The organism is Vibrio sp. 14G-20 (assembly GCF_026241515.1).
Lineage (GTDB): Bacteria > Pseudomonadota > Gammaproteobacteria > Enterobacterales > Vibrionaceae > Vibrio.
Map to the genome: position 1 here is coordinate 1 of NZ_JAPHPW010000029.1, position 23,112 is coordinate 23,112.

General features: G+C 43.6%; 21 protein-coding genes and 1 pseudogene. 8 read left to right on the forward strand and 14 right to left on the reverse strand.

The window, feature by feature from the left end:
• Positions 1 to 151: 151 nt before the first annotated feature.
• From OQJ75_RS19700 to OQJ75_RS19715, 4 genes are all read left to right on the forward strand, one after another.
• Positions 152 to 745, forward strand: coding sequence for a TetR/AcrR family transcriptional regulator (locus OQJ75_RS19700; RefSeq protein ID WP_248400074.1), 594 nt, complete (start codon positions 152 to 154; stop codon positions 743 to 745).
• 160 nt (positions 746 to 905) lie between these two features.
• Positions 906 to 1,937 (forward strand): NADP-dependent oxidoreductase, encoded by a 1,032-nt coding sequence (locus OQJ75_RS19705; protein ID WP_265974557.1) that lies wholly within the window; start codon positions 906 to 908, stop codon positions 1,935 to 1,937.
• Between the two features lie 33 nt (positions 1,938 to 1,970).
• The gene (locus tag OQJ75_RS19710) at positions 1,971 to 2,591 is read left to right on the forward strand and encodes a glutathione S-transferase family protein (RefSeq protein ID WP_248391479.1); all 621 of its coding nucleotides are present in this window, start codon (positions 1,971 to 1,973) and stop codon (positions 2,589 to 2,591) included.
• Between the two features lie 151 nt (positions 2,592 to 2,742).
• Complete coding sequence (locus OQJ75_RS19715; protein ID WP_265974558.1) at positions 2,743 to 4,419, forward strand: RluA family pseudouridine synthase; 1,677 nt, start codon at positions 2,743 to 2,745, stop codon at positions 4,417 to 4,419.
• 167 nt (positions 4,420 to 4,586) lie between these two features.
• Here OQJ75_RS19715 and OQJ75_RS19720 read toward each other — a convergent pair whose 3' ends face one another.
• The 3 genes from OQJ75_RS19720 to OQJ75_RS19730 form a co-directional block, all read right to left on the reverse strand.
• Positions 4,587 to 4,880 carry a YkgJ family cysteine cluster protein gene (locus tag OQJ75_RS19720; protein WP_017076090.1) on the reverse strand — a complete coding sequence of 98 codons (294 nt, stop codon included), beginning with the start codon at positions 4,878 to 4,880 and terminating at the stop codon, positions 4,587 to 4,589.
• Between the two features lie 175 nt (positions 4,881 to 5,055).
• Positions 5,056 to 6,240 (reverse strand): D-alanyl-D-alanine carboxypeptidase family protein, encoded by a 1,185-nt coding sequence (locus tag OQJ75_RS19725; RefSeq protein ID WP_265974559.1) that lies wholly within the window; start codon positions 6,238 to 6,240, stop codon positions 5,056 to 5,058.
• 178 nt (positions 6,241 to 6,418) lie between these two features.
• Positions 6,419 to 7,009, reverse strand: coding sequence for a DUF4136 domain-containing protein (locus OQJ75_RS19730; RefSeq protein ID WP_265974560.1), 591 nt, complete (start codon positions 7,007 to 7,009; stop codon positions 6,419 to 6,421).
• 268 nt (positions 7,010 to 7,277) lie between these two features.
• Here OQJ75_RS19730 and OQJ75_RS19735 point away from each other — a divergent pair, with 268 nt between their 5' ends.
• Positions 7,278 to 7,532 carry a YgjV family protein gene (locus tag OQJ75_RS19735; RefSeq protein ID WP_017068159.1) on the forward strand — a complete coding sequence of 85 codons (255 nt, stop codon included), beginning with the start codon at positions 7,278 to 7,280 and terminating at the stop codon, positions 7,530 to 7,532.
• 149 nt (positions 7,533 to 7,681) lie between these two features.
• On the opposite strand, the gene OQJ75_RS19740 is transcribed toward OQJ75_RS19735, so the two are convergent.
• On the reverse strand, positions 7,682 to 9,145 hold the full coding sequence (locus OQJ75_RS19740; RefSeq protein WP_260811793.1) for a sensor domain-containing diguanylate cyclase: 1,464 nt from the start codon (positions 9,143 to 9,145) through the stop codon (positions 7,682 to 7,684).
• 274 nt (positions 9,146 to 9,419) lie between these two features.
• Entirely contained in the window at positions 9,420 to 12,587 is a 3,168-nt protein-coding gene (locus OQJ75_RS19745) for a chitinase C-terminal domain-containing protein (protein ID WP_265974561.1), read from the reverse strand.
• Positions 12,588 to 13,038: 451 nt separating this feature from the next.
• Between OQJ75_RS19745 and OQJ75_RS19750 the strand changes: the two genes are divergently transcribed.
• Positions 13,039 to 14,625 carry a BCCT family transporter gene (locus OQJ75_RS19750; RefSeq protein WP_265974563.1) on the forward strand — a complete coding sequence of 529 codons (1,587 nt, stop codon included), beginning with the start codon at positions 13,039 to 13,041 and terminating at the stop codon, positions 14,623 to 14,625.
• Between the two features lie 128 nt (positions 14,626 to 14,753).
• Here the strand turns inward: OQJ75_RS19750 and OQJ75_RS19755 are convergent, their stop codons facing one another.
• Entirely contained in the window at positions 14,754 to 15,116 is a 363-nt protein-coding gene (locus OQJ75_RS19755) for a RidA family protein (protein WP_017632780.1), read from the reverse strand.
• A 250-nt stretch (positions 15,117 to 15,366) separates the two neighbouring features.
• Here OQJ75_RS19755 and OQJ75_RS19760 point away from each other — a divergent pair, with 250 nt between their 5' ends.
• Positions 15,367 to 15,813, forward strand: a complete 447-nt coding sequence (locus OQJ75_RS19760; protein WP_146449751.1) for a DUF417 family protein — start codon at positions 15,367 to 15,369, stop codon at positions 15,811 to 15,813.
• Positions 15,814 to 15,916: 103 nt separating this feature from the next.
• On the opposite strand, the gene OQJ75_RS19765 is transcribed toward OQJ75_RS19760, so the two are convergent.
• The 8 genes and pseudogenes from OQJ75_RS19765 to OQJ75_RS19800 form a co-directional block, all read right to left on the reverse strand.
• Positions 15,917 to 16,393: a GNAT family N-acetyltransferase gene (locus OQJ75_RS19765; protein WP_132936138.1), complete on the reverse strand. Its 477-nt coding sequence runs from the start codon at positions 16,391 to 16,393 to the stop codon at positions 15,917 to 15,919.
• Positions 16,394 to 16,498: 105 nt separating this feature from the next.
• Positions 16,499 to 17,017 carry a GNAT family N-acetyltransferase gene (locus tag OQJ75_RS19770; protein ID WP_265974571.1) on the reverse strand — a complete coding sequence of 173 codons (519 nt, stop codon included), beginning with the start codon at positions 17,015 to 17,017 and terminating at the stop codon, positions 16,499 to 16,501.
• 144 nt (positions 17,018 to 17,161) lie between these two features.
• Positions 17,162 to 17,311, reverse strand: coding sequence for a hypothetical protein (locus tag OQJ75_RS19775; RefSeq protein ID WP_265974573.1), 150 nt, complete (start codon positions 17,309 to 17,311; stop codon positions 17,162 to 17,164).
• A 94-nt stretch (positions 17,312 to 17,405) separates the two neighbouring features.
• A complete protein-coding gene (locus OQJ75_RS19780) occupies positions 17,406 to 17,762 on the reverse strand; it encodes a hypothetical protein (protein ID WP_248376581.1) in 357 nt (118 codons plus the stop codon).
• A gap of 185 nt (positions 17,763 to 17,947) precedes the next feature.
• Positions 17,948 to 19,081: pseudogene (locus tag OQJ75_RS19785) on the reverse strand (RidA family protein); the annotation flags it as partial.
• Between the two features lie 460 nt (positions 19,082 to 19,541).
• Positions 19,542 to 20,021 (reverse strand): GNAT family N-acetyltransferase, encoded by a 480-nt coding sequence (locus tag OQJ75_RS19790; RefSeq protein WP_248376583.1) that lies wholly within the window; start codon positions 20,019 to 20,021, stop codon positions 19,542 to 19,544.
• A gap of 100 nt (positions 20,022 to 20,121) precedes the next feature.
• Complete coding sequence (locus OQJ75_RS19795; protein WP_248391512.1) at positions 20,122 to 20,472, reverse strand: hypothetical protein; 351 nt, start codon at positions 20,470 to 20,472, stop codon at positions 20,122 to 20,124.
• A 165-nt stretch (positions 20,473 to 20,637) separates the two neighbouring features.
• Complete coding sequence (locus tag OQJ75_RS19800; RefSeq protein ID WP_265974576.1) at positions 20,638 to 21,522, reverse strand: AraC family transcriptional regulator; 885 nt, start codon at positions 21,520 to 21,522, stop codon at positions 20,638 to 20,640.
• Positions 21,523 to 21,715: 193 nt separating this feature from the next.
• Here OQJ75_RS19800 and OQJ75_RS19805 point away from each other — a divergent pair, with 193 nt between their 5' ends.
• Positions 21,716 to 22,864 (forward strand): iron-containing alcohol dehydrogenase, encoded by a 1,149-nt coding sequence (locus OQJ75_RS19805; RefSeq protein WP_265974578.1) that lies wholly within the window; start codon positions 21,716 to 21,718, stop codon positions 22,862 to 22,864.
• The last annotated feature ends 248 nt before the right edge of the window (positions 22,865 to 23,112 follow it).

The window sequence follows — 23,112 nt, forward strand, 5'->3', positions numbered from 1 at the left end:
CCAACTCCGTTATTACTTAATTGTAGTTGCAATAACGGGGCGGACCATACATTTTATATCTGAACATGTGACGTTACTTTTTCCATGACCGAATATACCCTCGAAAATCAACCACTAGACGACTGGTCTAATTTAAATTATAGTCCCACCTATGAACGAAAAAACGAATGACACACGCCTGCATGTTTTAGATGTTGGCTACCAATTAATAGTGAACAACGGCTTTAACGGCGTTGGCCTATCGCAATTGCTTAAAGAAGCGGACGTACCGAAAGGATCGTTTTACCACTATTTTAAATCTAAAGAGCAATTTGGCGAGGCGTTGATTCAACACTATTTTGAAAACTACACTACTAAGATTGAAGCAATTTTAGTACACGGTGAAGGTAATCATTATCAGCGAATCTTGAGCTATTTCTCGCTATGGGCGAAGACCGAAAACGGTACCTGTAATGCTCATAAATGCTTGGTCGTTAAACTCAGTGCGGAAGTTTCTGATCTCTCTGATCCTATGCGTCAAGCGCTATTAAAAGGTGCTGAGAAAGTGACGAATACCATCGAACAGTGCATTGTCGGCGGTATTGCAGATGGCTCTATAAAGGTTGAAGACAGCCAAGAAGCAGCTCAGAACCTATACTCAATGTGGTTAGGCGCAAGCTTATTAAGCAAACTGAGCCAGAGCTCCCATAGCTTACGGTCGGCTTTGAGCCTTACCGAACGAATTTTAAAGGGTGAAAGCCACTAACGCGCACCGCGTTTTATTGGCTTTAACTTGATTCAACTTGCTTTAACTTAAAACAAATCACCCGCCCTCTATCCATTTGATGACGGCGGGATTTTTTAGACAACAAGACTAGACGACTGGTCTAATTCTAAATAACATAATATAAAATTAAGGACATCCAATGACTCAACAAGACAATCGCCGCATCGTATTGGCTTCTCGCCCAGTTGGCGCACCAACTCAAGACAACTTCCGTTTAGAGACAGTAGCCGCACCAACAATCAAAGATGGCGAGATGTTACTTCGCTCGGTTTACCTTTCTCTCGACCCTTACATGCGTGGTCGTATGAGCGATGCGAAATCTTACGCAGATCCAGTCGCTATCGATGAAGTGATGGTAGGTGCGACCGTTTGTCAGGTTGAAGAATCAAATCACGCTGATTACGAAATTGGCGAGTGGGTACTGGCTTACACAGGTTGGCAAGATCTTGGTGTGTCTAACGGTGAAGGCCTTATCAAACTAGGTAAACAGCCAACTCATCCTTCTTATGCGCTTGGCATCATGGGTATGCCTGGCTTTACCGCTTACATGGGCTTGCTGGATATAGGCCAACCTAAAGAAGGCTACACGTTAGTCGTTGCGGCTGCAACAGGTGCAGTAGGTGCAACCGTTGGGCAAATCGGCAAACTAAAAGGCTGTCGTGTTATTGGCGTTGCAGGCGGTCAAGAGAAGTGTCAGTACGCAAAAGAGGTACTGGGCTTTGATGAATGTATCGACCACAAAGCGGATGACTTCGCGGAGCAATTGGCTAAAGCGTGTAACAACGGCATCGACGTCTACTTTGAAAACGTTGGCGGCAAGGTCTTCGACGCAGTAATGCCTCTGCTTAACACAGGGGCTCGTATTCCTGTGTGTGGCCTTATCTCTCAGTACAATGCAACATCACTTCCTGAAGGCCCAGATCGTATGTCTAGCCTTATGGGCACTCTTCTGGTCAAGCGTATTAAGATGCAAGGTTTCATTATCTTTGATGACTACGCACACCGTTACAACGAGTTTGCTGTTCAAATGACAGAATGGTTGTCTCAAGGCAAGATGCACTACCGCGAGCACCTAATTGAAGGTCTAGACGAAGCGCCAAAAGCATTCATGGGTCTATTAGAAGGACAAAACTTCGGTAAGCTTGTTATCAAAACTAACGAAGCAAAATAGCTCAATCAGCTGAAACATAAAATAGGCAGAATCATGATTACTTTGCATCACTTAAACAAATCGCGTTCAAAACGTATCATCTGGCTGTTGGAAGAGCTTGGTGTGGATTACCAAATAAAACCATACCAACGAGACAGTGTCACGTTTCTAGCACCACCAGAATTGAAGTCAGTTCATCCGTTGGGTAAATCTCCAGTCATTGAAGACGATGGCGTTGTGATCAGCGAGTCTGGTGCTATCACCGAGTACCTAATCGACAAATACGGCCAAGGCAAGTTCGCACCAGTGCGCGGCACAGCTGACTATGTAGAATACTCACAGTGGCTTCACTTCGCTGAAAGCTCTGGTATTTTGCCAATGCTGCTCAAAATCTTTGTGATGAAAGACGGTTGCGAGACTAATTTCCTCGGCGGCTACGCTGACGATGAAAACCAAAAGGTCTTAACCTTTGTCAACGAAGCACTTGAAGGTAAAACCTACCTCGTTGCTGATACTCTGACGGGTGCAGATTTTATGATGTCGTTCATCGTAGAAATCGTTGGTAACTTTGGGGCAACTGCGCTTTACCCTAACATTGCTAAATACGGTGAGCTTTTAACAAGCCACCCTGCTTACCAAAAAGCAGAGCAAGTAGAGCTAGAACACTCGAACTGATCGAGTTTCAATCAAGCTCGTCCGTTCTTAGAATAAGTACGAGCAACTAAATGAAGCCAAAGCCGATTTATCTTCTGCTTTGGCTTCTCATTTGTCTTCATTTCGACAACAATACCGAACTCTAACTGAACAGCCATAGAGTTTGATCTAAATGCCAGCAAACCTCGCTCAATACACACCTCTAAACCTAGCCGACGCGAATGCAAAGTTATCGCTACCGACTCGTTTTACGTTCCCGTATTACTATACTCCGCACCCTTTGTGTGAATTAGCGATGCAGCAGCTTCAACAATCTCTGATTGACTGTGGTGTGAATGAAAGATCGCAAGGTAACCTCTATGCCGTTCTTCTGGTTCAACATCCTCAAACCCAAGAGTTGAGTTACCTTTCTGCGTTTTCGGGCTTGCAGTTAGATCCGGCTTTGGTCTCTCAGTTAAACAACATTCACTTTGTTCCACCAGCCTTCGATTCAGCACAATTTCAGTCTAAAAATAGTGTGAACCTTGCTCACCAGTTGCAACTAGCGGACGACATTGAAAAGCTACAACAGTCGCACAACCTAGATGCATTATTGGTTGAACTTGAAGAGTTAAAAATCGAATCAGCACAAGCTATCGAAGCCTTTCAGTTAGCAATGGCCGCGAACAAAGCTCAACGTAACAAACTCAGAGAACAAGCTAATCAAGAGAAAGCATTAGGGAATCTAGAGTCAGCGGCGAGTTTACTTAAACAACTGGGCAATCAAAGTAGCCAAGAGAAACGCGATCTAAAAGCACTTCGTATTGAGTGGAAACAGAAGATCGCAGAACGCCAATCACAAGTTGATTTGATTGAAAGCGAAATGAAAAACCGTAAGCAAGAGCACCAAGCAGTTTCAGAACAGTTGGAAGCTCAACGTCTCTCTCACTATCGCTTTATCAATCAAGCCAAGCAATCTAAGAGTTTACTTGAGCTACTCGATGGAAAAGACGCGCTGGAAGGCTCTGGTGACTGCTGCCTACCTAAGCTGCTTAACTTCGCTTTTGAACACGGGTTTAAGCCGTTAGCATTGTCTGAGTTTTGGTGGGGATTGCCGCCAACGGATATCATTCGACAACACGGAAACCTTTACCCTGTTTGTCAAAGTAAAAGCTTCGAGATCCTCGAACACCAGCTGAGTGGTATTGGACTAGAAGATAACCCGCTTATCGTGAACCCTGCTGTAGGTAAGTCTTTTGATATTGTTTATGAAGACGACGAGATTGTGATCGTAAATAAGCCTGAAGAGTTCTTGTCGGTTCCCGGTAAATTCATCGAAGATTCAGTTTATACCCGTATTAAAGCGCGTTACCCCGATGCAACAGGCCCTTTGATTATCCATAGACTAGATATGTCGACATCTGGATTGTTGATTTTGGCACTGACCGCAGAATCCAATAGACACATCCAGAAGCAATTCATCGATAGAACCGTAGAAAAGCGTTACACCGCTCTGCTTGATGGTGAAATCCACGGTAAATCTGGCGATATTAGCTTGCCCTTACGCGGCGACATCACAGACAGACCAAGACAACTGGTTTGCCACCAACACGGCCGAAATGCAGAAACTCACTGGCAGGCGGTGAGCACTCATAATGGCAAAACCAAGGTTCACTTGTACCCTAAAACCGGGCGAACCCACCAGCTGCGAGTGCACTGTGCTTCTCCATTAGGGCTTGGTGTTCCAATTCGTGGTGACGACTTATACGGATACAAACGCGAGCGCTTACACCTGCACGCTGGCTACTTGAAGTTGATTCACCCGACAACCGGTGAATGGATGGAGTTTGAAGTACCTTCTGAGTTTTAAGCTGTGCTTATCGTGATAAAACTATTACCGAGCTAAAATTTTTGTCTCGTTAAACGCATCAGGGTTCTAAATCTGCTTGAGATATAGAACCCTGAAATTTAATTTTTTAATGTGTTTATCACAGCTCGGTAACGTACTTTCGTTACTCATTTCAATATTGCAGACGCTTAACCCATCACATCTGTGCGTTGTTCCACACATTCGTAAGAGCCCATTTCGAACTCACGACAGATCCAAGGTCGATTTTCGTAAATAGTACACATCAGTGTTTCTCTATCTACCGCAGAGCACCAACCGTCGTCTAATCTCAGCATGGTTTCGCCACCCCACTCGTCATACGCAATATGCTCTTCAGGAACACCTGTATCTGTGATGATCATAACTTCTAGGCGACAACAGCATGCCTGACAATTGGCACAGGTTACTTCAGGTTCGGTTACGTTCTTAATCTCTATCGTCATAAGTGACTACACTGCTAAATTTTGCGTATAGTAATCGAAACCGCCCGCTACGGCTAATAAAGATGATGCGACGCGGTCTTTTCATTGATGTATAAATCACAATGGGCGTGGTGAGTGAAGCACAACGCCCATAATATTTCGGCTTTTTAGCGCAGCTGATCGCCACTAAATCTATCTAGAATAGGTTCGCAAAAAACAACTTAACATAGTCCATTAAGCGCTTGAACAAACCGCCCTGCTCAACCGCTTCCAGCGCGATCAAAGGCTGAGTTTGAACATCTTCACCATCAACGGTGTAATGAACCACACCTAAAGTTTGACCTTCTGCAATTGGAGCTTTCAGTTCAGAGTTCAGCTCGATAGACGCAGTCAACTTTTTACTGTCTGACTTAGGCAACGTGATAAACGTATCTTCAGCAACACCTAGCTTCAATGTATCTTGACCACCAAACCACACTTTCTCTTCTGCCACTAGATCGCCGCCTTTATGCGGGTTTAGCGTGTCGAAGAAGCGGAAACCATAGCTCAACAGTTGTTTGCTGTCTGATTCACGGCTCTTAACGCTTGATGCGCCCATCACAACCGCGATAAGTCTCATCTCACCTTGTGTCGCTGAACTCGCCAAACTGTAGCCAGCACCAGAGGTGTAGCCCGTTTTCATGCCATCAACTGTTAAGCTTCTATCACGCAACAAGCCATTACGGTTATGCTGTGTGATGCCGTTGTAACTGAAAGATCGCTCGCTGTATAAGCCATACACATCCGGTAAATCACGAATAATGGCACGACCGAGTAGCGCGATATCGTAAGGAGTCGAATAGAGATCGTCAGCGTCTAAACCATGTGCATTGGCAAAATGGGTGTTTTCTAGCTTCAGAGAGGTAGCCCAAGAGTTCATCAGGTCGACGAATGCATCTTGCGAGCCCGCAACGTGTTCCGCTATCGCAACACTTGCATCGTTACCTGATTGAATAATCAAGCCACGGTAAAGGTCCATCATCGCTACATCGGTATTCACTTCGATGAACATTTTTGATGAGTCTGGGAATTTTTTTGCCCATGCATTCTCACTGATTCTTACTTGATCATCAGCAGAGATGTTGCCTCGCTTCATCTCTTGTCCGGCTACATAGCTGGTCATCAGTTTGGTTAAGCTTGCTGGGTTTAATTTAGTGTGTGCGTTTTTTTCTACTAGCACATCACCAGAATTAAAATCAATTAACACATACCCTTTTGCGCCTAGGCTAGGTGGGCTTGGTACTATAGAAGGTGCTGCGATAGCTGTGCCACTTACCATCGCTGCGTTACTTACAATGAATATACTTAATAGAGGGAGAGAGTATTTGGAAAACAGTTTCATTGAATCAAACCTAAGTTAACGTTTTGTGCAGTATAGACAAATGCTAGTAAAAGAAGCGCGAACTTTACGTTGCTTTACGTATTTGTACCGTTCGTTACAAATAAAAAAGTATAATCTGCGATCTGACCATATTTTCAACAGCTAATATTGACCCAACGAATGCGTCCAATACTTAATTCTATCGATCAGGCATACGTCTAAATAACATTTCAACAAAGCCAGTAATTCGCTGTTTGCTCTCGCTTGGATCTAAGTCAGGTTGGATGCCAGACTGTGCTAGTGCTTGCCATTGTACGGCCTGAGAGTTAGGCACGAAAAACGCAATGTACAACGATCCTTTCTCGGCGACCTTTCCGTCACCATCATAAAATGGCACCCCTGTTGAAAGCTTAATCGCGTCGAAAATCGAGTCATCATTTAACTCTGATTCTTCGGCTAATCCAAAACCGATAACAACATCACCAGCTGCACCAGTTTGACTTAGCTGATAACCTTTCGTAGCGAGTTGATCTTCAATCGCATCACGCACCAAATCGGTTACTACGGTCTCATCGTATTTTTGAGAAAGGTACACCTGCTCTGATTCAGGGTGCCACGAGTACGTCATCACTCCGTGTTCCATGAACTCAAAATCACCACTGGTGACCACACCATAATTGTGCGTTGGTGGGATTTCTTGCGTGGTGCATGCTGTCAGCCCAATAGCCATCAAAGCTAACACAGCAATTTTTCTTATGCTTTTTGTTTTATATATGGATCGTTTTATCATTCGCGGCTTCCTTACCTATATAAGAATAACTATCAATTTACCCTCCAACATAAATAGTAATTATATTAAGAGAAGTGTCATTAAACGTTTGCGTAATCGCTAACCTTCACTTCTGTCCGTTTTGGGGGTTTAATCACAAAAACAGAGTTGGTATAGTTCATCCCGTTAAACAAAACCAGACCATTCGAGGCACGGAGCTTCCTCAATCATCTCATGAAGAGAAGAATTGGTACCGACAAAGTATCGGCAAATTTAAGAGGGTCAAACAATGGAATTCAATATGGTTGAAATTTTAGGTTACGCTGCGTCTATTATGGTCGCAATTTCATTAACAATGAAAGATATCGTTCGTCTGCGTGTCCTTAACTTTATCGGTTGTGCTCTCTTCACAGCTTACGGCATCATGATTGACGCATGGCCAGTTGCTGCAACCAATGGTTTTATCGCTTGTGTAAACATCTACTTCCTTGCAAAAATGCAAAAGGAAAAAAAAACGGAAGCGATGAAAGCAGCGAAAGCTTAAATTAGCGATTCGCATTTCAAAAAATTGTGAAAAAGCCCAAACGGTTCCTCTCGTTCTACTATGAACAGAAGCACAGTTTGGGCTTTTTTATGTCTGTCGTTTATCTATCGTTTTAAAAGCTGCCTTGAGGTGACTTAACTGAAAGTAGTTCAAGTATAAGCAACGCGATATTCGTTCTCTCGATACATCTGAGTGTTATTTCGGCCAGCCTCTTTGGCTTGGTAAAGCGCTTTGTCGGCTTTTTCGATTGTGCCTTCTATCTGAAACAACACCTGAGCATAACAACATCCCGCACTTACAGTTACTGGCGCTACCAAGCCTTGTATTTGTTCGACTCTGCGTCTTAACGCTTCAGACAATTCGAACAACTGACGTTCATCACAATCAAACGTCACCAGAATAAATTCTTCACCGCCATAGCGAGCAATCAAGCGATGATTATTTGTAAACTGCTTCAAGGTTTTTGAGACCGCACAAATCACACTGTCACCCTGCGCATGTCCGTGTCGGTCATTCACCGACTTGAAATGATCAATATCCAGCAAAATTACGCCAACGCCTTGTAATGGATAAGGTGAGTTATCCGATATTCTCAGTTTAATCTGTTCAATGAAACTGCGCCTACCATAAAGTCCAGTAAGGTAATCAAGGCTCGCCACATCTAAGATCTTTAGGTGACGATGCCGCAGGTAAAGCACCAGAACCACAATAATACTCAGGAGACTGACGACCAATGTCATCAAACTTGCCAGCAGTAGACTGTGATTTTTGTTGAGCTCTTGTTCTAACACACCCGCCGAAATGACCCAATTCAGGTATGGATAAAACTTATAGAAGATGTTTTTGCTTGTCGTGCCATCTTCCGTGGAGATTGAGTAACTAAAGTGACCTTCAGGTTCAGCTACAACCTTATCAAGCAGCAACTCTGAAGAGTCTTCAATCAAGGCTTTTAAATGCTGGTGTTCAAAGTTAGGTTGAAGAACTAACTCACCCTGTAAATCAACGATATACACATAGCCACTATCGCCATAAGAGTACTTTCTCAACTTGTCTTTAAGCGCTTCAAGATCAACCAGATACATCAGTTCATCTTTATAAGTGGTCGCCACCAATGTATTACCACTCGGCAGCCTCACTGAATATGCAACCTTGGCACGTTTACCGACTTCATGTGGATTAGCATGAGAATACTGAGTCATTCCTGAATTTAAACTCAGTTGTTGTTGAATGTGGGTTAAGTGTGCACGATTTTTCCCTTGTAGAAACGGGTGATATAGATGAACACCTTGGGGTGACATTAGATAGATATAGCCTGACTCTCCGATCACCAGTTCATTGGCAATTCGGATGACCTCGTCGACTTCTTGTTCTGGAGTGACACGCTGTGTGTGGGAGGCGACAGTATCAGCCACACCTTTGAGATAGGTTCTTATCGCTTCGTTAACTGTGGTGTCTACGATGTCGTAGCTCGCATTCACAATCGTACGAAAGAAGAACTGGTTAGATTCTAATAATGATTCTTTCGTTCGATTGAATTGAACAGCAGAGAGGATCAGAGAAACTACGGCCAGTACAATTGAAAAACTAAGAATGTATTTACGTCTGACTTTCAAGATGACCCCGTAGCTTTTAATTTTAGGGAACGCTATTGTTTTTTGATAAGCAGACTGTTTTATATCATATATTTTATTTTTTACTGAACGAGTGTCGATATTTTGAGAGATTTCTATACACAATCTGTGACTTATAGCAAAAACGCCGAACTGAATTCAGTTCGGCGTTTTGATTTTACGTTTGAGTTGTATGTTTAAATTACACTAACAAACTGATAAATAGACTCAAAACCATTCGTATTTATTATCTATAAATACATGTTCTAGCGTTAGATTAAGAACATACCTGAGTCCAGCTACCATCACTGCCAGGTTCAGAGCTTGTCCACCAGTTAGCTTGGTAAATACTACCGTTGTGAACGACTTGATCACCCGTGTTTGCATGGCTTGGATTACCTGCCCAATCTTTCTGAGGTAGATCTGGGTAAACCGTTAAACCTGCAGTGTCACACGTACCAGGGTTTGTACCACCGTCGCCAGGGTTACCACCACCAGAGCTGATGTCACCTAATGGTAGATCGGGTTGCTCGAAGCTAAATGCATAATCGACGCCATTCACGCTCACTGCATAGTTTGCAGGGCCTGAAATTGGCAAGTAATATACCATATCTAGCTCATACACACCGCCAGCAGGAAGCTCTTCCCATGTCGGCAAAGTAAACGCCACTCGGTGCATGGTTCCGTCTAATCCACCGATGTTATCCGCACGAGTATGACCTGAAGCAATCACAGTCAAACCACCACCCGATTGATCTTTCGCGTTATCAGGCGCTGATACTGGAATGTCGAACTGGAACTCGGTACCACCCGGAAGTGCTTGACCAGTGTTGTTTGTAAACGTGATCTTAGGATTGATTGGGTAGTTTTGGTCACCGACTTTGAAGCCGCCAACTGATACCGTAATATCTAGTGCTTCTGTCGGGATAGCGCCCGTCGCTACCTTGTTTCCGTATGGGGTCGCAGACTTAAACTTGTCGTAGATAGCTTTCGTCATGGTGTTACCCATATGGAACTCACCGTTACCGCTGTTACACGCTTGTTCTGTCGTATCGATTGAAGTTCGGTTGCCACTTGCATCGAGTACATAACAGTTATAATCCCCTGCTAGTTCCCAGAACATGATGCCACCGATTTCTTTATCGATAACGTAGTCTGCTTTCACATCGATAGACTGCTTATCTTCCGTAGAAAGGAATACGCCCTTCTCTGCATTCCACAACCAAGGTGCAACCGCCACGCTGTCGTAGTTACGCGTGTAAGTACCCGTTAGAACATCCGTTGGATCGTTGACAGGATCAAGCTTGTAAGCATCCGCATAAGAACCCCAAATACCTTTCTCTAGGTTCTTCGCATGCCACATTGGGTTGGAACCCGCACCCATCTCGTTGCCCTTAGGATCGGTATCGTGCCACATGTTGTCGATACCAATTGCACCATGACCACAATTGTTCTTCTCACCTTCACCTGTACCTGCTGAACATTCGGCTTGGTTTGGAAGTGCAGCTCGGCCCCAAAGACCATTTTCGCCACCTGTCACACCTTGCCAGCCACGAGTGTAGTAAGGCACACCGATGTTAATACGACCTGCTGGCATTGAACCACGGAAGTAATGGTAAGCCCAATCTGTGTTCAGGTAACCGATACCACCGTAAGCCGCAGTGCCGTATACATTCCACTGTGCTAACTCTGAATCTTTACCTGTATCAAACAAGGCAGCGTTATGACCAACATGATCGTTCCACGCACCGTGAAGGTCGTAAGACATGATGTTGACGTAATCTAGGTACTTGGTGACATCGAATGTTTCCATACCGCGCAATAGGTAACCAGAAGAAGGAGCCGCGATAGTTAACATGTAATGATTGCCATCTTCCGCAGACGCCACGTCAAGCTTCTCACGCAGCACTTTCATCAATACTTGGTACGAAGCCCATAGGTACTGACGACGTGGTTCCATGAAGTCTTTGTCGTATGGGTTACCAGCACCCGCCATTGAGGTTGGGTATTCGTAGTCAATATCTAGGCCGTCGAACTGGTATTTACGAAGCATTTCAACCGCTGAAGTCGCGAATGTTTCGATACCTTGATGATTGATAGAGCCGTCAGCATTTGTCGTCATGGTGTAGAAACCACCATCAGCAACTCGACTGCCATCAGTCGCGAAGTGACCACCGGTTTCAGCCCAACCACCGATTGAGATTAACGTTTTAACGCCGTGTTTTTTCTTCGCTGTCGCTAGCGCACCAAAGTGACCTTTGAAGCCTAATGCAGGATCAACTTCCACACCCGGCCACTCTTTGCCAACCGCAGCGTTTTCAGGATCATTCACATCACCGACATTTACTTTGCCATCGGAGCCAATACTCACGAACGCATAGTTAATATGTGTGAGTTGTTCCCAAGGGATATCATTCACTAAATAAGCCGCTTGTGGGTCGTCCCCTGCACGCCAGCTTGTGAAGTAACCAATCACACGACGTGGGTGATCCGCGCCCATCTTCTCACGGCCTTCATCATCGTAAATCGTACAGTAAGGGACATCGATACCTTGCGTTTGATACAAGCCATCAGGTCGACATGTGCTCACCGTTGGAGCGCCGTTAACTGTCAAAGAAGCCAGTGCTGAATCCGCCGTTGCACCTTGGTTGTCTGTCGCTTTCGCGTAAACCGCTAAAGAGCCTGCTTGAGTGGTTGTGTAATCTAGCGTGTATGGGCTTGTCGCTGCTGTCCCCACCAGAGCACCCGCTACGTAGAAATCAACCTTATCAACCGTGCCATCGCTGTCTGCAGCCGTTGCTGTCAGTGTGACGACACCACCAACATCCACAGATGTCGCTGAAAGGGCTACTGAAACTGTTGGTGCTTCATTACCTGGTTGTGCTGAATCAACAGAAACAGAAACCGCGCTTGCAACACTTGCTGCGCCTTCATTATCCGTTGCAACAACTGAAACTTGATGGTTACCAGACGTTGCAGCCCAAGCCGCCTCAAATGGTGCCGCTGTCACTACTGCAACCGAAGAACCATCGACAAAGAATTCTACCGAAGCAACACTGCCATCAGAATCCAGTGCTGTTGCGCTAAGTACCACATTATCGCCTTCAACAATCACATCGGATGCGGTTGGCGCTGTTAACGAGGAGGTTGGCGCTTCATTTGGTGTACCACCGCCTCCATTGCCGCTACACACATCTAGCTTTTTCCACTGTGCATAGTCACCTTCAAATTGGCTCGGGTTGTTGTTTTGATTCCAGTAATTTGCCGAGTACGCGCTGCCGTCATGTGAAACCTGATCACCACCAGTGTACACCGTGGCAGAATCCCACGTTTCTAACGTTGAACAATCAACAGCCGCATAACTGTTGAACGCCATTAAGCATGACGCGGTGAGAGTACTGAGTGTAAAAACCTTCTTGGCCACTCTTCCTTGGTTTAGGTGCATGTTAGCTATCCCTTAAGTTGTTGTTTCAAGATGTTTAATCTAAATGGCATTTTCCTCACCACTTAAATCTCTTCGCAAAACAACTGTAGGTAACAGCGCCAATTAAACACCTAAAACATTCGGTATTTATAAAATGACTCGCATTAATTTGTTTATAGCATGCAATGAGTCGACACTTATTTTGCACCAACAACTAATATTAATTTATTTCGGAAAGCTAAAAAATAATGTCTCAAGAATCGGAAATGTGATTTGGATTCGAGAAAATAATTCGTATCAAAACTAACCAAAAAGTAGTGATTTAAAGGCGAATTGGGATTCTTTTGGGAATTCGCCCACTTTTTGATAACAAATGTGTTAGTATCGGCGGCTTTTTTGACGAACCTCACATTTCTATGCAAGTGTGGGAGAAATACATAGGCTTGAAAGAGCCAAATATAGCGAAGAAATAATGTCCAACTTGACGCAAGTCGCCAACGAAAACATCAACGCAGAATCTACTTCTATCGATTTCAATAAAGCTCAATCTTTGGGTGAAAAACTGGAACTCGGAAACCCAGTCTTTTGGCTTAGTGGCAGTTTTTTAACCCTCTTTGTCATCCTCGCTTTCACCAACACCTCCGTGTTGTCCGAACTTGTTAACATCGGCTTTAGTTACTCAACTAAGTGGTTCGGTGCTTTCTGGCAAGTCCTATTACTACTCAACTTCATCATCGGCTTAGTGCTTGCACTAGGGCGCACAGGCCACGTTCGTTTAGGAACGCTTGCCCTCCCTGAAATGACCACCTTTAAATGGATGTCTATCGTCCTATGTACGCTGCTAGCTGGCGGCGGTGTGTTCTGGGCAGCAGCAGAGCCAATTGCTCACTTTGTTTCAGCTCCACCACTTTATGGCAACGCTGATCCTCAAGCGATGGCGTTTAATGCTCTATCACAATCTTTCATGCACTGGGGTTTCCTTGCATGGGCAATCTTAGGTGGCTTGTCTTCTATCGTGTTAATGCACCTGCATTACGACAAAGGCCTTCCTCTTAAGCCTCGCACTCTGCTTTATCCAGTGCTTGGCGATAAGGCTATTAACAGCTGGGTGGGTAATGTAGTCGACGCATGCAGCATTGTTGCTGTAGCCGCGGGTACTATCGGCCCTATCGGTTTCCTTGGCCTACAAATCAGCTACGCATTGAGCGAACTGTTTGGTATTTCAGACAGCTTTGCTACTCAAAGTGTCGTTATTATCTTTGCCATCGCTATGTACACGCTTTCTGCTTTGAGCGGCGTGAATAAAGGTATCCAACTAGTAAGCCGTTACAACATCATCTTGTCTGTGTGTCTAATCGGCTACATCCTTCTTGTTGGCCCAACGAGCTTCATCGTTGACGGTTACCTGCAAGGCATGGGCGAAATGGTTGATAACTTCATCCCAATGGCGCTTTACCGCCAAGATACGGCGTGGCTAGGTGGCTGGACAGTATTCTTCTGGGGCTGGTTCTTAGGCTATGGTCCGATGATGGCAATCTTTATTGCTCGTATCTCACGTGGCCGTACCATTCGCCAAATGATCGTTTCTATTAGCATCGTTGCACCACTTGTGACGTGTTTCTGGTTCAGTATCGTTGGTGGTAGTGGTTTAGCGTTTGAATTAGAGAACCCAGGTGTTATTTCTAGCGCGTTCGAAGGGTTCAACCTTCCAGCAGTTCTTCTAGCAATTACTGCGCAACTGCCGTTCCCTACTCTGATCGCGATTCTGTTCCTTATCCTGACGACCACGTTCATCGTGACGACAGGTGACTCAATGACTTACACAATCAGTGTAGTAATGACAGGCACAACAGAGCCGAACGCAGCAGTACGTACCTTCTGGGGTATCATCATGGGTGCGGTAGCTATTGCACTTATCTCGATGGGCTCTGGCGGTATTTCTGCCCTACAGTCGTTCATTGTGATCACAGCCGCTCCTGTATCCTTCATCTTGCTGCCGTGTTTATGGCACGCACCGAAGATTGCGAAGCAGATGGCAAGAGATCAAGGCATCGCCTAATACCTAATCCGATTTAGTTTCGGGTAGCGTGTAAAACGAAAAAGCCACTCAAGTGATTCACCTGAGTGGCTTTGTTTTATCTGTTGGTTACTTGAATTGACGAAGGTTATTGCTACCGATAGTTCGGCTTATTGAAACTTCTCACCCGCAGCAACCATAAACGACATCTCAACCAATAGCTCTGGGTTGGCCAGTTCAGCTTTTACACATGCACGGCTTGGTGCGCTGCCTTCAGGGAACCATGAATCCCACACTTCGTTCAGTGCATCGAAGTTAGCAAAATCCGTTAGGTAAATAGTCACCGACAATACGCGAGATTTATCACTGTCGACCAAACTCATCATTTCTTCAGCTTGATCAAAAATTTGCTGAACCTGACTCTTAATTCCTGCTGATGTATCCGTCTCTGGTACTTCAACAAAGCTTGCGATGCCATTAAATACAGTGACATCAGACCAACGCTTGGTCGGGTTAATTCTATGGATTTTCACGTGCGATTCTCTTCTTATAATTAGGATTTACGTCAACGTAATCTAATCCAAATTCCTAATATTGAAAACAAAAATTAGAATGGACCTCTTCCTGCTTTAAAACTCCCCTTTGCAACCAACCACTTTTCGACTCCACTTGTGAAGACCTAAACCAACGCTCACTAAAAAAGATTAAGTATTATTCTCACAGCGAAATTAATTTTGTACTCATGCGGTCATATTCAGGGATTTTATTAAATGGAGTACTTTTATGCATGTTCAAACCTATGATTTAAAACAGACTAATGTGGGATATAACCTTGGAGTGGTTGGCGTAGCATTAGTGCTCGCTTGGATTGGTATTTACAAGTTTACGCCAACCGAAGCGATGCTCATTGAACCGTTAATCGCAAATCATCCTGCAATGAACTGGCTTTACAATCTGTTCTCAGTACAAGCTGTGTCTAACATGGTAGGTGGCGCGGAGATCATTGTCGCGATTGGATTGATCGTTGGATTTAAGAAACCGACAGTTGCCTTCTATTCAGGCATCGCTGCAGCGGCTATCTTTGTTGTGACACTCAGCTTCCTAATTACAACGCCAAATGCTTGGAAAGTATCGGATGGCATCTTAGTCACTAACTTCTTCCTAGTGAAAGACATCCTGTTCTTGGCGATTGCTATAAGCGTAATCGAACGTAACAAACCTCAGAAGTAACCGTAAATCTATAAGTGGCCGTAACTAGAAGTAACCTTAAACCTTGAAATAAAAAGGCTCGAAGCTGGCTAGAAGGACACTGCCAGCTTCTAATGTATAAAGTTTACTCTGCACTCGCATCGTGATTGAAGCATTGTCTCGTTACCAAGCCCCATTTTTCGTCCTGATATTGATCTTCCACGTAGTTACCTGATGTGTAGTCATTCACGACCTCTCTCCAGAACTTAACAGCATGCTCTGCGCCGAGTACTTGCTTGATCTCCCAACTGCCTTTTAGATGTTCAAACAGCTCACAGATAAACCGTTTCCCGACTTTGTTTTTTCGAAAATAAGGCACGACATAGAAATCGCAGATCTCAAACTCGTTTGGCGCTTTGGTTTCAATAGCGGTTAACGCTGCAGGAACTCCATCAATGTAGAGTAAGTAACCCGTTACGGTCTCACCAAGCGTCGGGTAAATCTCAAACAAGCCATACTCGTCTGGTTTATCTCCGATGATCTTAGAAAACTCGGCTGCATAACCCTGATATAGATTCGCGTATACCTGTTGATTACCACTATAGACTGTCACAATATTCATAAACTGATCTCTGTATTGTTTCGCACCACAGTTGGTGTGAACTCATCTTGTCTAAATCTATTATCGTATTGATCATAGGACAAATAATAAATATCAAACATTCGCTTAAGAAAGTATCGCTTTACGGTAATAATTGGCGTTTTGATTTTGTCCTTTGAATACTGCGTAATTCTCTACATGTTCAACTAAGTCAAAATCGGCCTTGGATAAGATTTTGTTGGAACCAACATTACCCACGAATGCATAGGCATCAACATATTTAAGATTTGTCTGTTCCGCCAAGTAGACTAGAAACTGCTTTACTGCATTAGACGCAATGCCTCTTGAAGCAAAAGAATGACCAACTCGATAACCTAGTTCTCCACTTTCAGTGCTCTGGTCGATATCACGAACGTTGATTCGTCCACAAACAGTGCCATTAACGTTTTTGATCAACATAGGAATCATCTCGCCATTGTCATACGCTGTTAGAAAGCTCGTTACTTGTTCGGCAACACCCGCATTGGAATAGAAACGGTCTTCCCGAGCTGGGACAAATTGCTCAAACCACTCTCTATTTTCAACTTCAAACTCTAATAAAGCACTGACATCGCTTTGGTGAAGTAAGTGTAAAAATACATCCATAACTAATCCCCTACACTTATTTAATCTGTCATGTTCACCCTAATAATAAAATCACAAACAAGCCGAAGCAAATGTGTGTGAGCCTTCAAGTCAATTGGAGTGGTGATAGTTGGCAGTAGATTAAAGATTCCACAAGCCTATTTACTAAAACAGTCCAACTAACACAACTGACAACAGCACCCCACCAATAAAACTCGGGGCATGAAATAGGCGAGCTTTAGACTTTACGTACTCTTTCTGAAGATCTTCTTGGTAAGTTTTAACGGCGAGTTCTTTTACGTAATTATTTTGCATAATAAGCTCCTTCTTAATCAGTAAGAGAAGCTTAAGACTTGAAGTTAGGTTGAGGTAAAGAAAAATTTCAGATTAATTGAACACGTTAGTTTTGTTACTCGAGGATTACCCTGAAGACATCGTTATTCACACCGCCAACATCCACTAACTCCCTCGGCTTCATAACAAGCGAGGTGTTCAGTTGTCGTGTTGAACGTGGCTCTTTCATTTCTCGAATCACTAATATATCGACAAAATAACCTGAGTTTTGCTTTGATATTGAGCCTGAAAACGTAACGCTTTCAACCCTATCAGCGAGGACTGATTTGAATGTTTTATCTTCCAAAATACCCGCGGATATTGATGTATCACCATAAAATAGCGTGATGGTTGTTGGGTCGGGTACCAACTCTTGATTGGACGAACACCCTATGAGCATAAGGCACAGCAGTAAAATGGCTCGAAATTGCATAAACTGGTTTCTTGATTACGTTAAGCGTCTGTTTTTCATATTAAAACACTTCAACCTTATAAATACCATATTTAAGGGATAAGCTTAGGCGGGTCGCTTCTATTGATTTGAGTAATGAGGTGAGCGAATCAGATCACGGCCTGTTTAGAAGCTAAAGCCGAGATCTGATCGATATTATCGAGGGTTTAAGCAACTACGTCTTGTGGTGGTGTCCCTTCACAGTTAGAAACGACTGCATCAATTTGAATTAAAGCATTCATAGGAATCTCTGAAACCCCTACCACCGTTCTTGCCGGTAAGTCAGCGTTAAAGAACGTAGTGTAGATCTCGTTCACCGCATCAATATCTGAAACATCTTTAAGCTGAATATTAATTTTCACCGTATCGTCCATGCTGTGGTCAACACTTTCAATGATCGCCTTAATATTTTGTAGGCACTGTTCAGCTTGCTCTTTTATGCTACCAGCAACCACCTCATTGGTTTTCGGATCTACAGGCAGTTGACCAGAAATATGGTTGTAGTGAGAAAAAGCAACAGTGTGCGAATAAGCCATAAATGGCGCATCAACCGTATTATTAGCTTCGATAACCAGTAAGCGAGTGTCTTCTGGCAGTTGTGGCGGCGTGCCATCGCCATGTGAAACAGACGTATCGATTTGAATTAAAGCGCCCATTGGTAGGTCAGCGGCATTAACAACCGTTCGTGCTGGCACATAACCTGGGAAGAACTTAGAGCAAACTTCATTCACCTTTTCTGCATCTTCAATATTTTTAAGGTAAATCGTGGTTTTAACCACATCATTCATGACATGACCGATGCTTTCTAGAATCGCTTTAATGTTTGATAGACATTGTGCCGTTTGCGCTTCGATACCACCATCAACCAACTCACCTGTGGTTACATCGATAGGCAATTGAGCTGAAAGATTATTATAGTGAGAAAAAGCCGCGGTCTGAGTGGACACAGCACTTTGAGGCGCATTATCCGTATTTCTTGAGACCTTAACTAGTGCGCAAGGTGCTTGTGGTTTAGTGCCTTCGCCGTTTGAAATAAGCGCATCCATTTGAACTAAAGCGTCACTGTTCGACAGCGCAGCGACACCCACGACTGTACGTGTAGGAAGACTGTTGTTGAAGAAGTTTTTGTAGACTTCATCAATAGCATCGATATCAGAAATATTCTTAACGAAAACATTAATCTTCACGACATCATCCATAACATGGTCGATGCTTTCAACAATGGCCTTAATATTATTTAAGCATTGTGCTGCTTGGTCTTTAATATCACCAATCACAACTTCACCTGTTTTAGGGTAAACGTGATATCCATCAGACTCTCAGTTGACTATAAATCAGTAAGTTACAGCATAATTAGTCATCACACGACTAAATATCCGCCATATTTGGCTTTATCAACAGCTAAATTCTCTTTAATTTTTAAACTATTCAATAATCTTGAATACTCTCTCAGATAATTCTATGAGTCATTCCAAAAATTTAGCTACTGTTTGATAGGTTGTTCACAATAAAACAGCCTTATTATCAGATTCATTGAATTTACATTAATATATACTGAATAAAATCTTAAGCTATTTAACTAATTATTTTAGAAGGCTATTTTATATAAATACGTTAATAAGATACTCGACAATCAAATACCAACTCACTAAAAATACCTACAATTAGATACATTAACTCACTTAATTCAACAATACAGCAGTGTTCGTTCAAGGTATCCGATAAGTCAGCCTAGGAGTAGCCACTGTAATTTTCAAAACATTAACGACGAGCACCTAAGAAGCTTGACCATTTGTCTTTTACTTCAGGCGTTAAATCTAGCGAGAATTCGTAGCCTAAATGGTTTTCACGTGTGATCTCAAAACCTAGATGCTTGTGAAACCGCACCGACAAGTCATTAAGACGTAGGACATTACTCACTAACACAGTTGAGTGTTTGTTTTTTAGGTTATCGGCAATGGAGCGAAACAAAGAAAGGAAAGCGGCCTTACTACGATAGTTTGGGTGCACCACAAACATAGGCACAAACCACTGACCATCGCCTAGATCACGCAACGTCGTATAGCCAATTAACTTATCTCCACGGCGATATTCAAACAATAACCCTTGCTCAATTGATTCAGTTCGTGATGCTAAATATACATCTCTGTCGATTGGAAACCCGGCTTCTTTAGAAATAACCTCTAACGTGAGCATGTCTAGTTCCAAATACTCTTCCATCACTTCCTTGTCAGCTAACATCTTATTGGTGAACCTTTAAATATCATAGATGCACAAAACACACTTTAAGCTAAAAATCCCAAGCATTCAGTATCGTTGGACTCATTTACTTTACTGGAACTCAGAGAAATTGCAGAACAAAGCAAGCAATGAAAGCGGGTAAACCAGCGATGAATAACACTAAGCCTGTCTGGTAATTCATTCGGTAGTGTTCTTGTTGGTCTTTATCAAAGTCATGCCCTTCGACCATTTTGTAGACTTTATCTGTTATAGGGTCATCAAGACGTGTCGTCTTACTATGAACACCACCTTCCCACATTAACTTCGCTAGAACCCAAATGACAATGACCACAAAAAACAGAAAGTCGACAAGTCTTGTCGTGGCAAAGAAAGGAAAAAACTGAGATAGCGCTAAAACAACCAATGCTGCTGTTAAATTAATTAATGCTACTTTCTTCAATAAATCGAGCAAGTTACCTCCTAGAGAACGTACGTAATTTAGGTGTTCTTCAATGACTATGGTCTGTACATCAACAAATATTTATAAAATAAATGCCTCTCGATCAACCAAAAGGTACGTGTGATATTGCACAACATGAAGTGCCGCACGTTTCGGAACGTAAATATTGAGTAAAGGCTAAACAGCTCTAGGGGTTGTGTTGAAGTGGCGCTTAAATTCGCGGCTGAATTGGGATGGGCTGGAGTAGCCGACTCGGCGTGCGGCATCGTTTATTCGTAGGCCTTCTAACTGGATCAACTCTTTGGCTTTGTTGAGCCTTACCTTCTTCAAATATTGAAGTGGTGATTCAAAGGTGACGTTACGAAAAGCATTATGGAAAGCAGACACACTCATGTTCGCTTCATCGGCCAACGATTGAACGGTAATGGTTTGGTCATACTCTTCATGTACTTTAGACAGTGCTTTGGCAACACGTGCGTAATGGCCGTCGTGATGGGCAAGATCGAATAACACACGCCCTTCTGAACCTGTGAGCGCACGATAAACAATTTCGCTAACAAGCGCATCGCCCAGTATGTTGGCTTCGATGTCGCAGTGCAGCGTTTTGATCAGTCGCGTAAAGCTTTCTAGCATCCTACCTTCCATAGGGGTCGACTCTAAACCACTCGAGTTCTGCTTATGTTTATTGCAGTAACTTTCGAGAAAGCCTTGGTCTTCCAGCTTTTTCACTAAGCTGTGTAAACGCTGAGAATCAATGTTAATAGACAAACCAAGCAAGGGTTCTCCATCGACGGGTAAGGCTTCGCACTCTAGTGGCATTGGGACACCAACGACAAGGTAATCGCCCGCGGCATAAGTAACAGGCCTTTCACCGATATAGATGTTCTTTTTACCCTGCCCGAGCATGATGATGCCAGACTGATAGGTAAAAGGTTGGCGCTGATTACCACCACTGCTTCGGTAAAACCAGACACCCTCGATCTCAGTTTCTCTGATCCCTTCGAGATCATCCCAACCTTTGTATTCAACGTAAGACTGCATTAACTGAGCGAGTGTATTCATAACTGGTGATATTCCATTCAAGGTGCGGAGTGTATTTGCACAAAAGCCCAAAAAGAATAACAAGTTTGTAGAAATAGGCAATTAATTTGGAGGAACTGGCCTTCACCACCCTAAATTCCTGTACTAATATGCAAATATAGAAATTGAGCAACGAATCAGAATAAAAAATCTAGCTTTACACAAGGAACCTACAATGCAATTTACTTATGTTAACCCTACAGTAATCCACTTCGGCCAAGGCCAAATCAACGCTATCAGCCAAGCGGTTGATACTTCAAAGAAAGTACTTGTCATCTACGGTGGCGGTTCAATCAAGAGCAATGGTGTTTACGACCAAGTAGTCGCGTCTCTTAAAGATCACGCTTGGATTGAGTTTTCTGGTGTTGAAGCAAACCCAACGAAAGAGACGCTAGACAAAGCCGTCGCTCTTGTTAAAGAAGAAAACGTAGAATTCATTATCGCTGTTGGCGGTGGTTCGGTAATCGATGGTTCTAAGTATGTGGCTGCAGCGGCTAAATACGACGGTGACGGTTGGGACATCCTAACGGGCAAACACCAAGTAACAGAAGCAACGCCAATCGGTGCAGTGTTAACGCTTCCTGCTACAGGTTCTGAATCTAACATGGGTGCGGTAATCACGCGTAAAGCGACTCAAGAGAAGCTGGCTTTCCTTAACCCTGCAGTACAGCCTAAGTTTGCGGTAATGGACCCAGATGTAATGAAGTCTCTACCAGAGCGCCAATTAGTGAATGGTTTGGTTGATGCTTGGGTGCACGTGTGTGAGCAATACATCACAATGCCAACAGACGCGATGGTTCAAGACGGTTACGCAGAAACATTGCTTAAAAACCTTCTTGTACTGGGTAAACAATACGACGAGCGTGACAATGACGCATGGCGTGCAAACCTAATGTGGACAGCAAACCAAGCGCTTAACGGCCTGATTGGTACGGGTGTTCCTCAAGATTGGGCAACACACATGATTGGCCACGAGTTCACAGCACTATGGCACGTAGACCACGCGCGTTCTCTTGCGATTGTTCAACCTTCACTACTTCGTAACCAAATCGAAGCGAAGCGTGGCAAGCTAGAGCAAATGGGTCGTAACGTATTTGTCCTAGATGCGGGTGCTGACTTGGCAGAGCGTACTATCGATGCAATCGAAGCGTTCTACCACAACCTAGATGTAGCAACGATGTTCGACGGCTACGAAGCAACTAAAGCGGCCGCAATCGACAACGTTGTTGCTCAGCTTGAATCACACGGTTACCTGCAACTTGGTGAGAACCAAGCAATCACGCCAGAGAAAACACGTGAGATTCTAGAGTCTGCGATTCACTAAGCTCGTTAAAGCTTAAAGAAAGCCGAACAGAATAGGATTACAAAGACAATTTGAACAAGTGAAGAGCCGTAAACAAGATTTATGGCATCACACTGAACCAATTACTTTGGCCCTACGTATATCAAAAGCAGCGTCCATTTTGGGCGCTGCTTTTTATTTGCCCTACAAGATGCTATTAAATTCTCATAAGTCCCTAATTTTATGTGCAATCATATTTCTATATTGTTAAGGTAAACCTGTCTCTTTAC

What these genes read in the sequence shown, in the direction of transcription:
- OQJ75_RS19735 (WP_017068159.1), top strand. Translation starts at nt 7,278, where the DNA reads ATGGAATTCAATATGGTTGAAATTTTAGGTTACGCTGCGTCTATTATG.
- OQJ75_RS19710 (WP_248391479.1), top strand. Translation starts at nt 1,971, where the DNA reads ATGATTACTTTGCATCACTTAAACAAATCGCGTTCAAAACGTATCATC.
- OQJ75_RS19770 (WP_265974571.1), bottom strand. Translation starts at nt 17,017, where the DNA reads ATGGATGTATTTTTACACTTACTTCACCAAAGCGATGTCAGTGCTTTA.
- OQJ75_RS19780 (WP_248376581.1), bottom strand. Translation starts at nt 17,762, where the DNA reads ATGCAATTTCGAGCCATTTTACTGCTGTGCCTTATGCTCATAGGGTGT.
- OQJ75_RS19800 (WP_265974576.1), bottom strand. Translation starts at nt 21,522, where the DNA reads ATGAATACACTCGCTCAGTTAATGCAGTCTTACGTTGAATACAAAGGT.
- OQJ75_RS19720 (WP_017076090.1), bottom strand. Translation starts at nt 4,880, where the DNA reads ATGACGATAGAGATTAAGAACGTAACCGAACCTGAAGTAACCTGTGCC.
- OQJ75_RS19700 (WP_248400074.1), top strand. Translation starts at nt 152, where the DNA reads ATGAACGAAAAAACGAATGACACACGCCTGCATGTTTTAGATGTTGGC.
- OQJ75_RS19775 (WP_265974573.1), bottom strand. Translation starts at nt 17,311, where the DNA reads ATGCAAAATAATTACGTAAAAGAACTCGCCGTTAAAACTTACCAAGAA.
- OQJ75_RS19805 (WP_265974578.1), top strand. Translation starts at nt 21,716, where the DNA reads ATGCAATTTACTTATGTTAACCCTACAGTAATCCACTTCGGCCAAGGC.
- OQJ75_RS19750 (WP_265974563.1), top strand. Translation starts at nt 13,039, where the DNA reads ATGTCCAACTTGACGCAAGTCGCCAACGAAAACATCAACGCAGAATCT.
- OQJ75_RS19790 (WP_248376583.1), bottom strand. Translation starts at nt 20,021, where the DNA reads ATGTTAGCTGACAAGGAAGTGATGGAAGAGTATTTGGAACTAGACATG.
- OQJ75_RS19765 (WP_132936138.1), bottom strand. Translation starts at nt 16,393, where the DNA reads ATGAATATTGTGACAGTCTATAGTGGTAATCAACAGGTATACGCGAAT.
- OQJ75_RS19715 (WP_265974558.1), top strand. Translation starts at nt 2,743, where the DNA reads ATGCCAGCAAACCTCGCTCAATACACACCTCTAAACCTAGCCGACGCG.
- OQJ75_RS19725 (WP_265974559.1), bottom strand. Translation starts at nt 6,240, where the DNA reads ATGAAACTGTTTTCCAAATACTCTCTCCCTCTATTAAGTATATTCATT.
- OQJ75_RS19705 (WP_265974557.1), top strand. Translation starts at nt 906, where the DNA reads ATGACTCAACAAGACAATCGCCGCATCGTATTGGCTTCTCGCCCAGTT.
- OQJ75_RS19760 (WP_146449751.1), top strand. Translation starts at nt 15,367, where the DNA reads ATGCATGTTCAAACCTATGATTTAAAACAGACTAATGTGGGATATAAC.
- OQJ75_RS19730 (WP_265974560.1), bottom strand. Translation starts at nt 7,009, where the DNA reads ATGATAAAACGATCCATATATAAAACAAAAAGCATAAGAAAAATTGCT.
- OQJ75_RS19745 (WP_265974561.1), bottom strand. Translation starts at nt 12,587, where the DNA reads ATGCACCTAAACCAAGGAAGAGTGGCCAAGAAGGTTTTTACACTCAGT.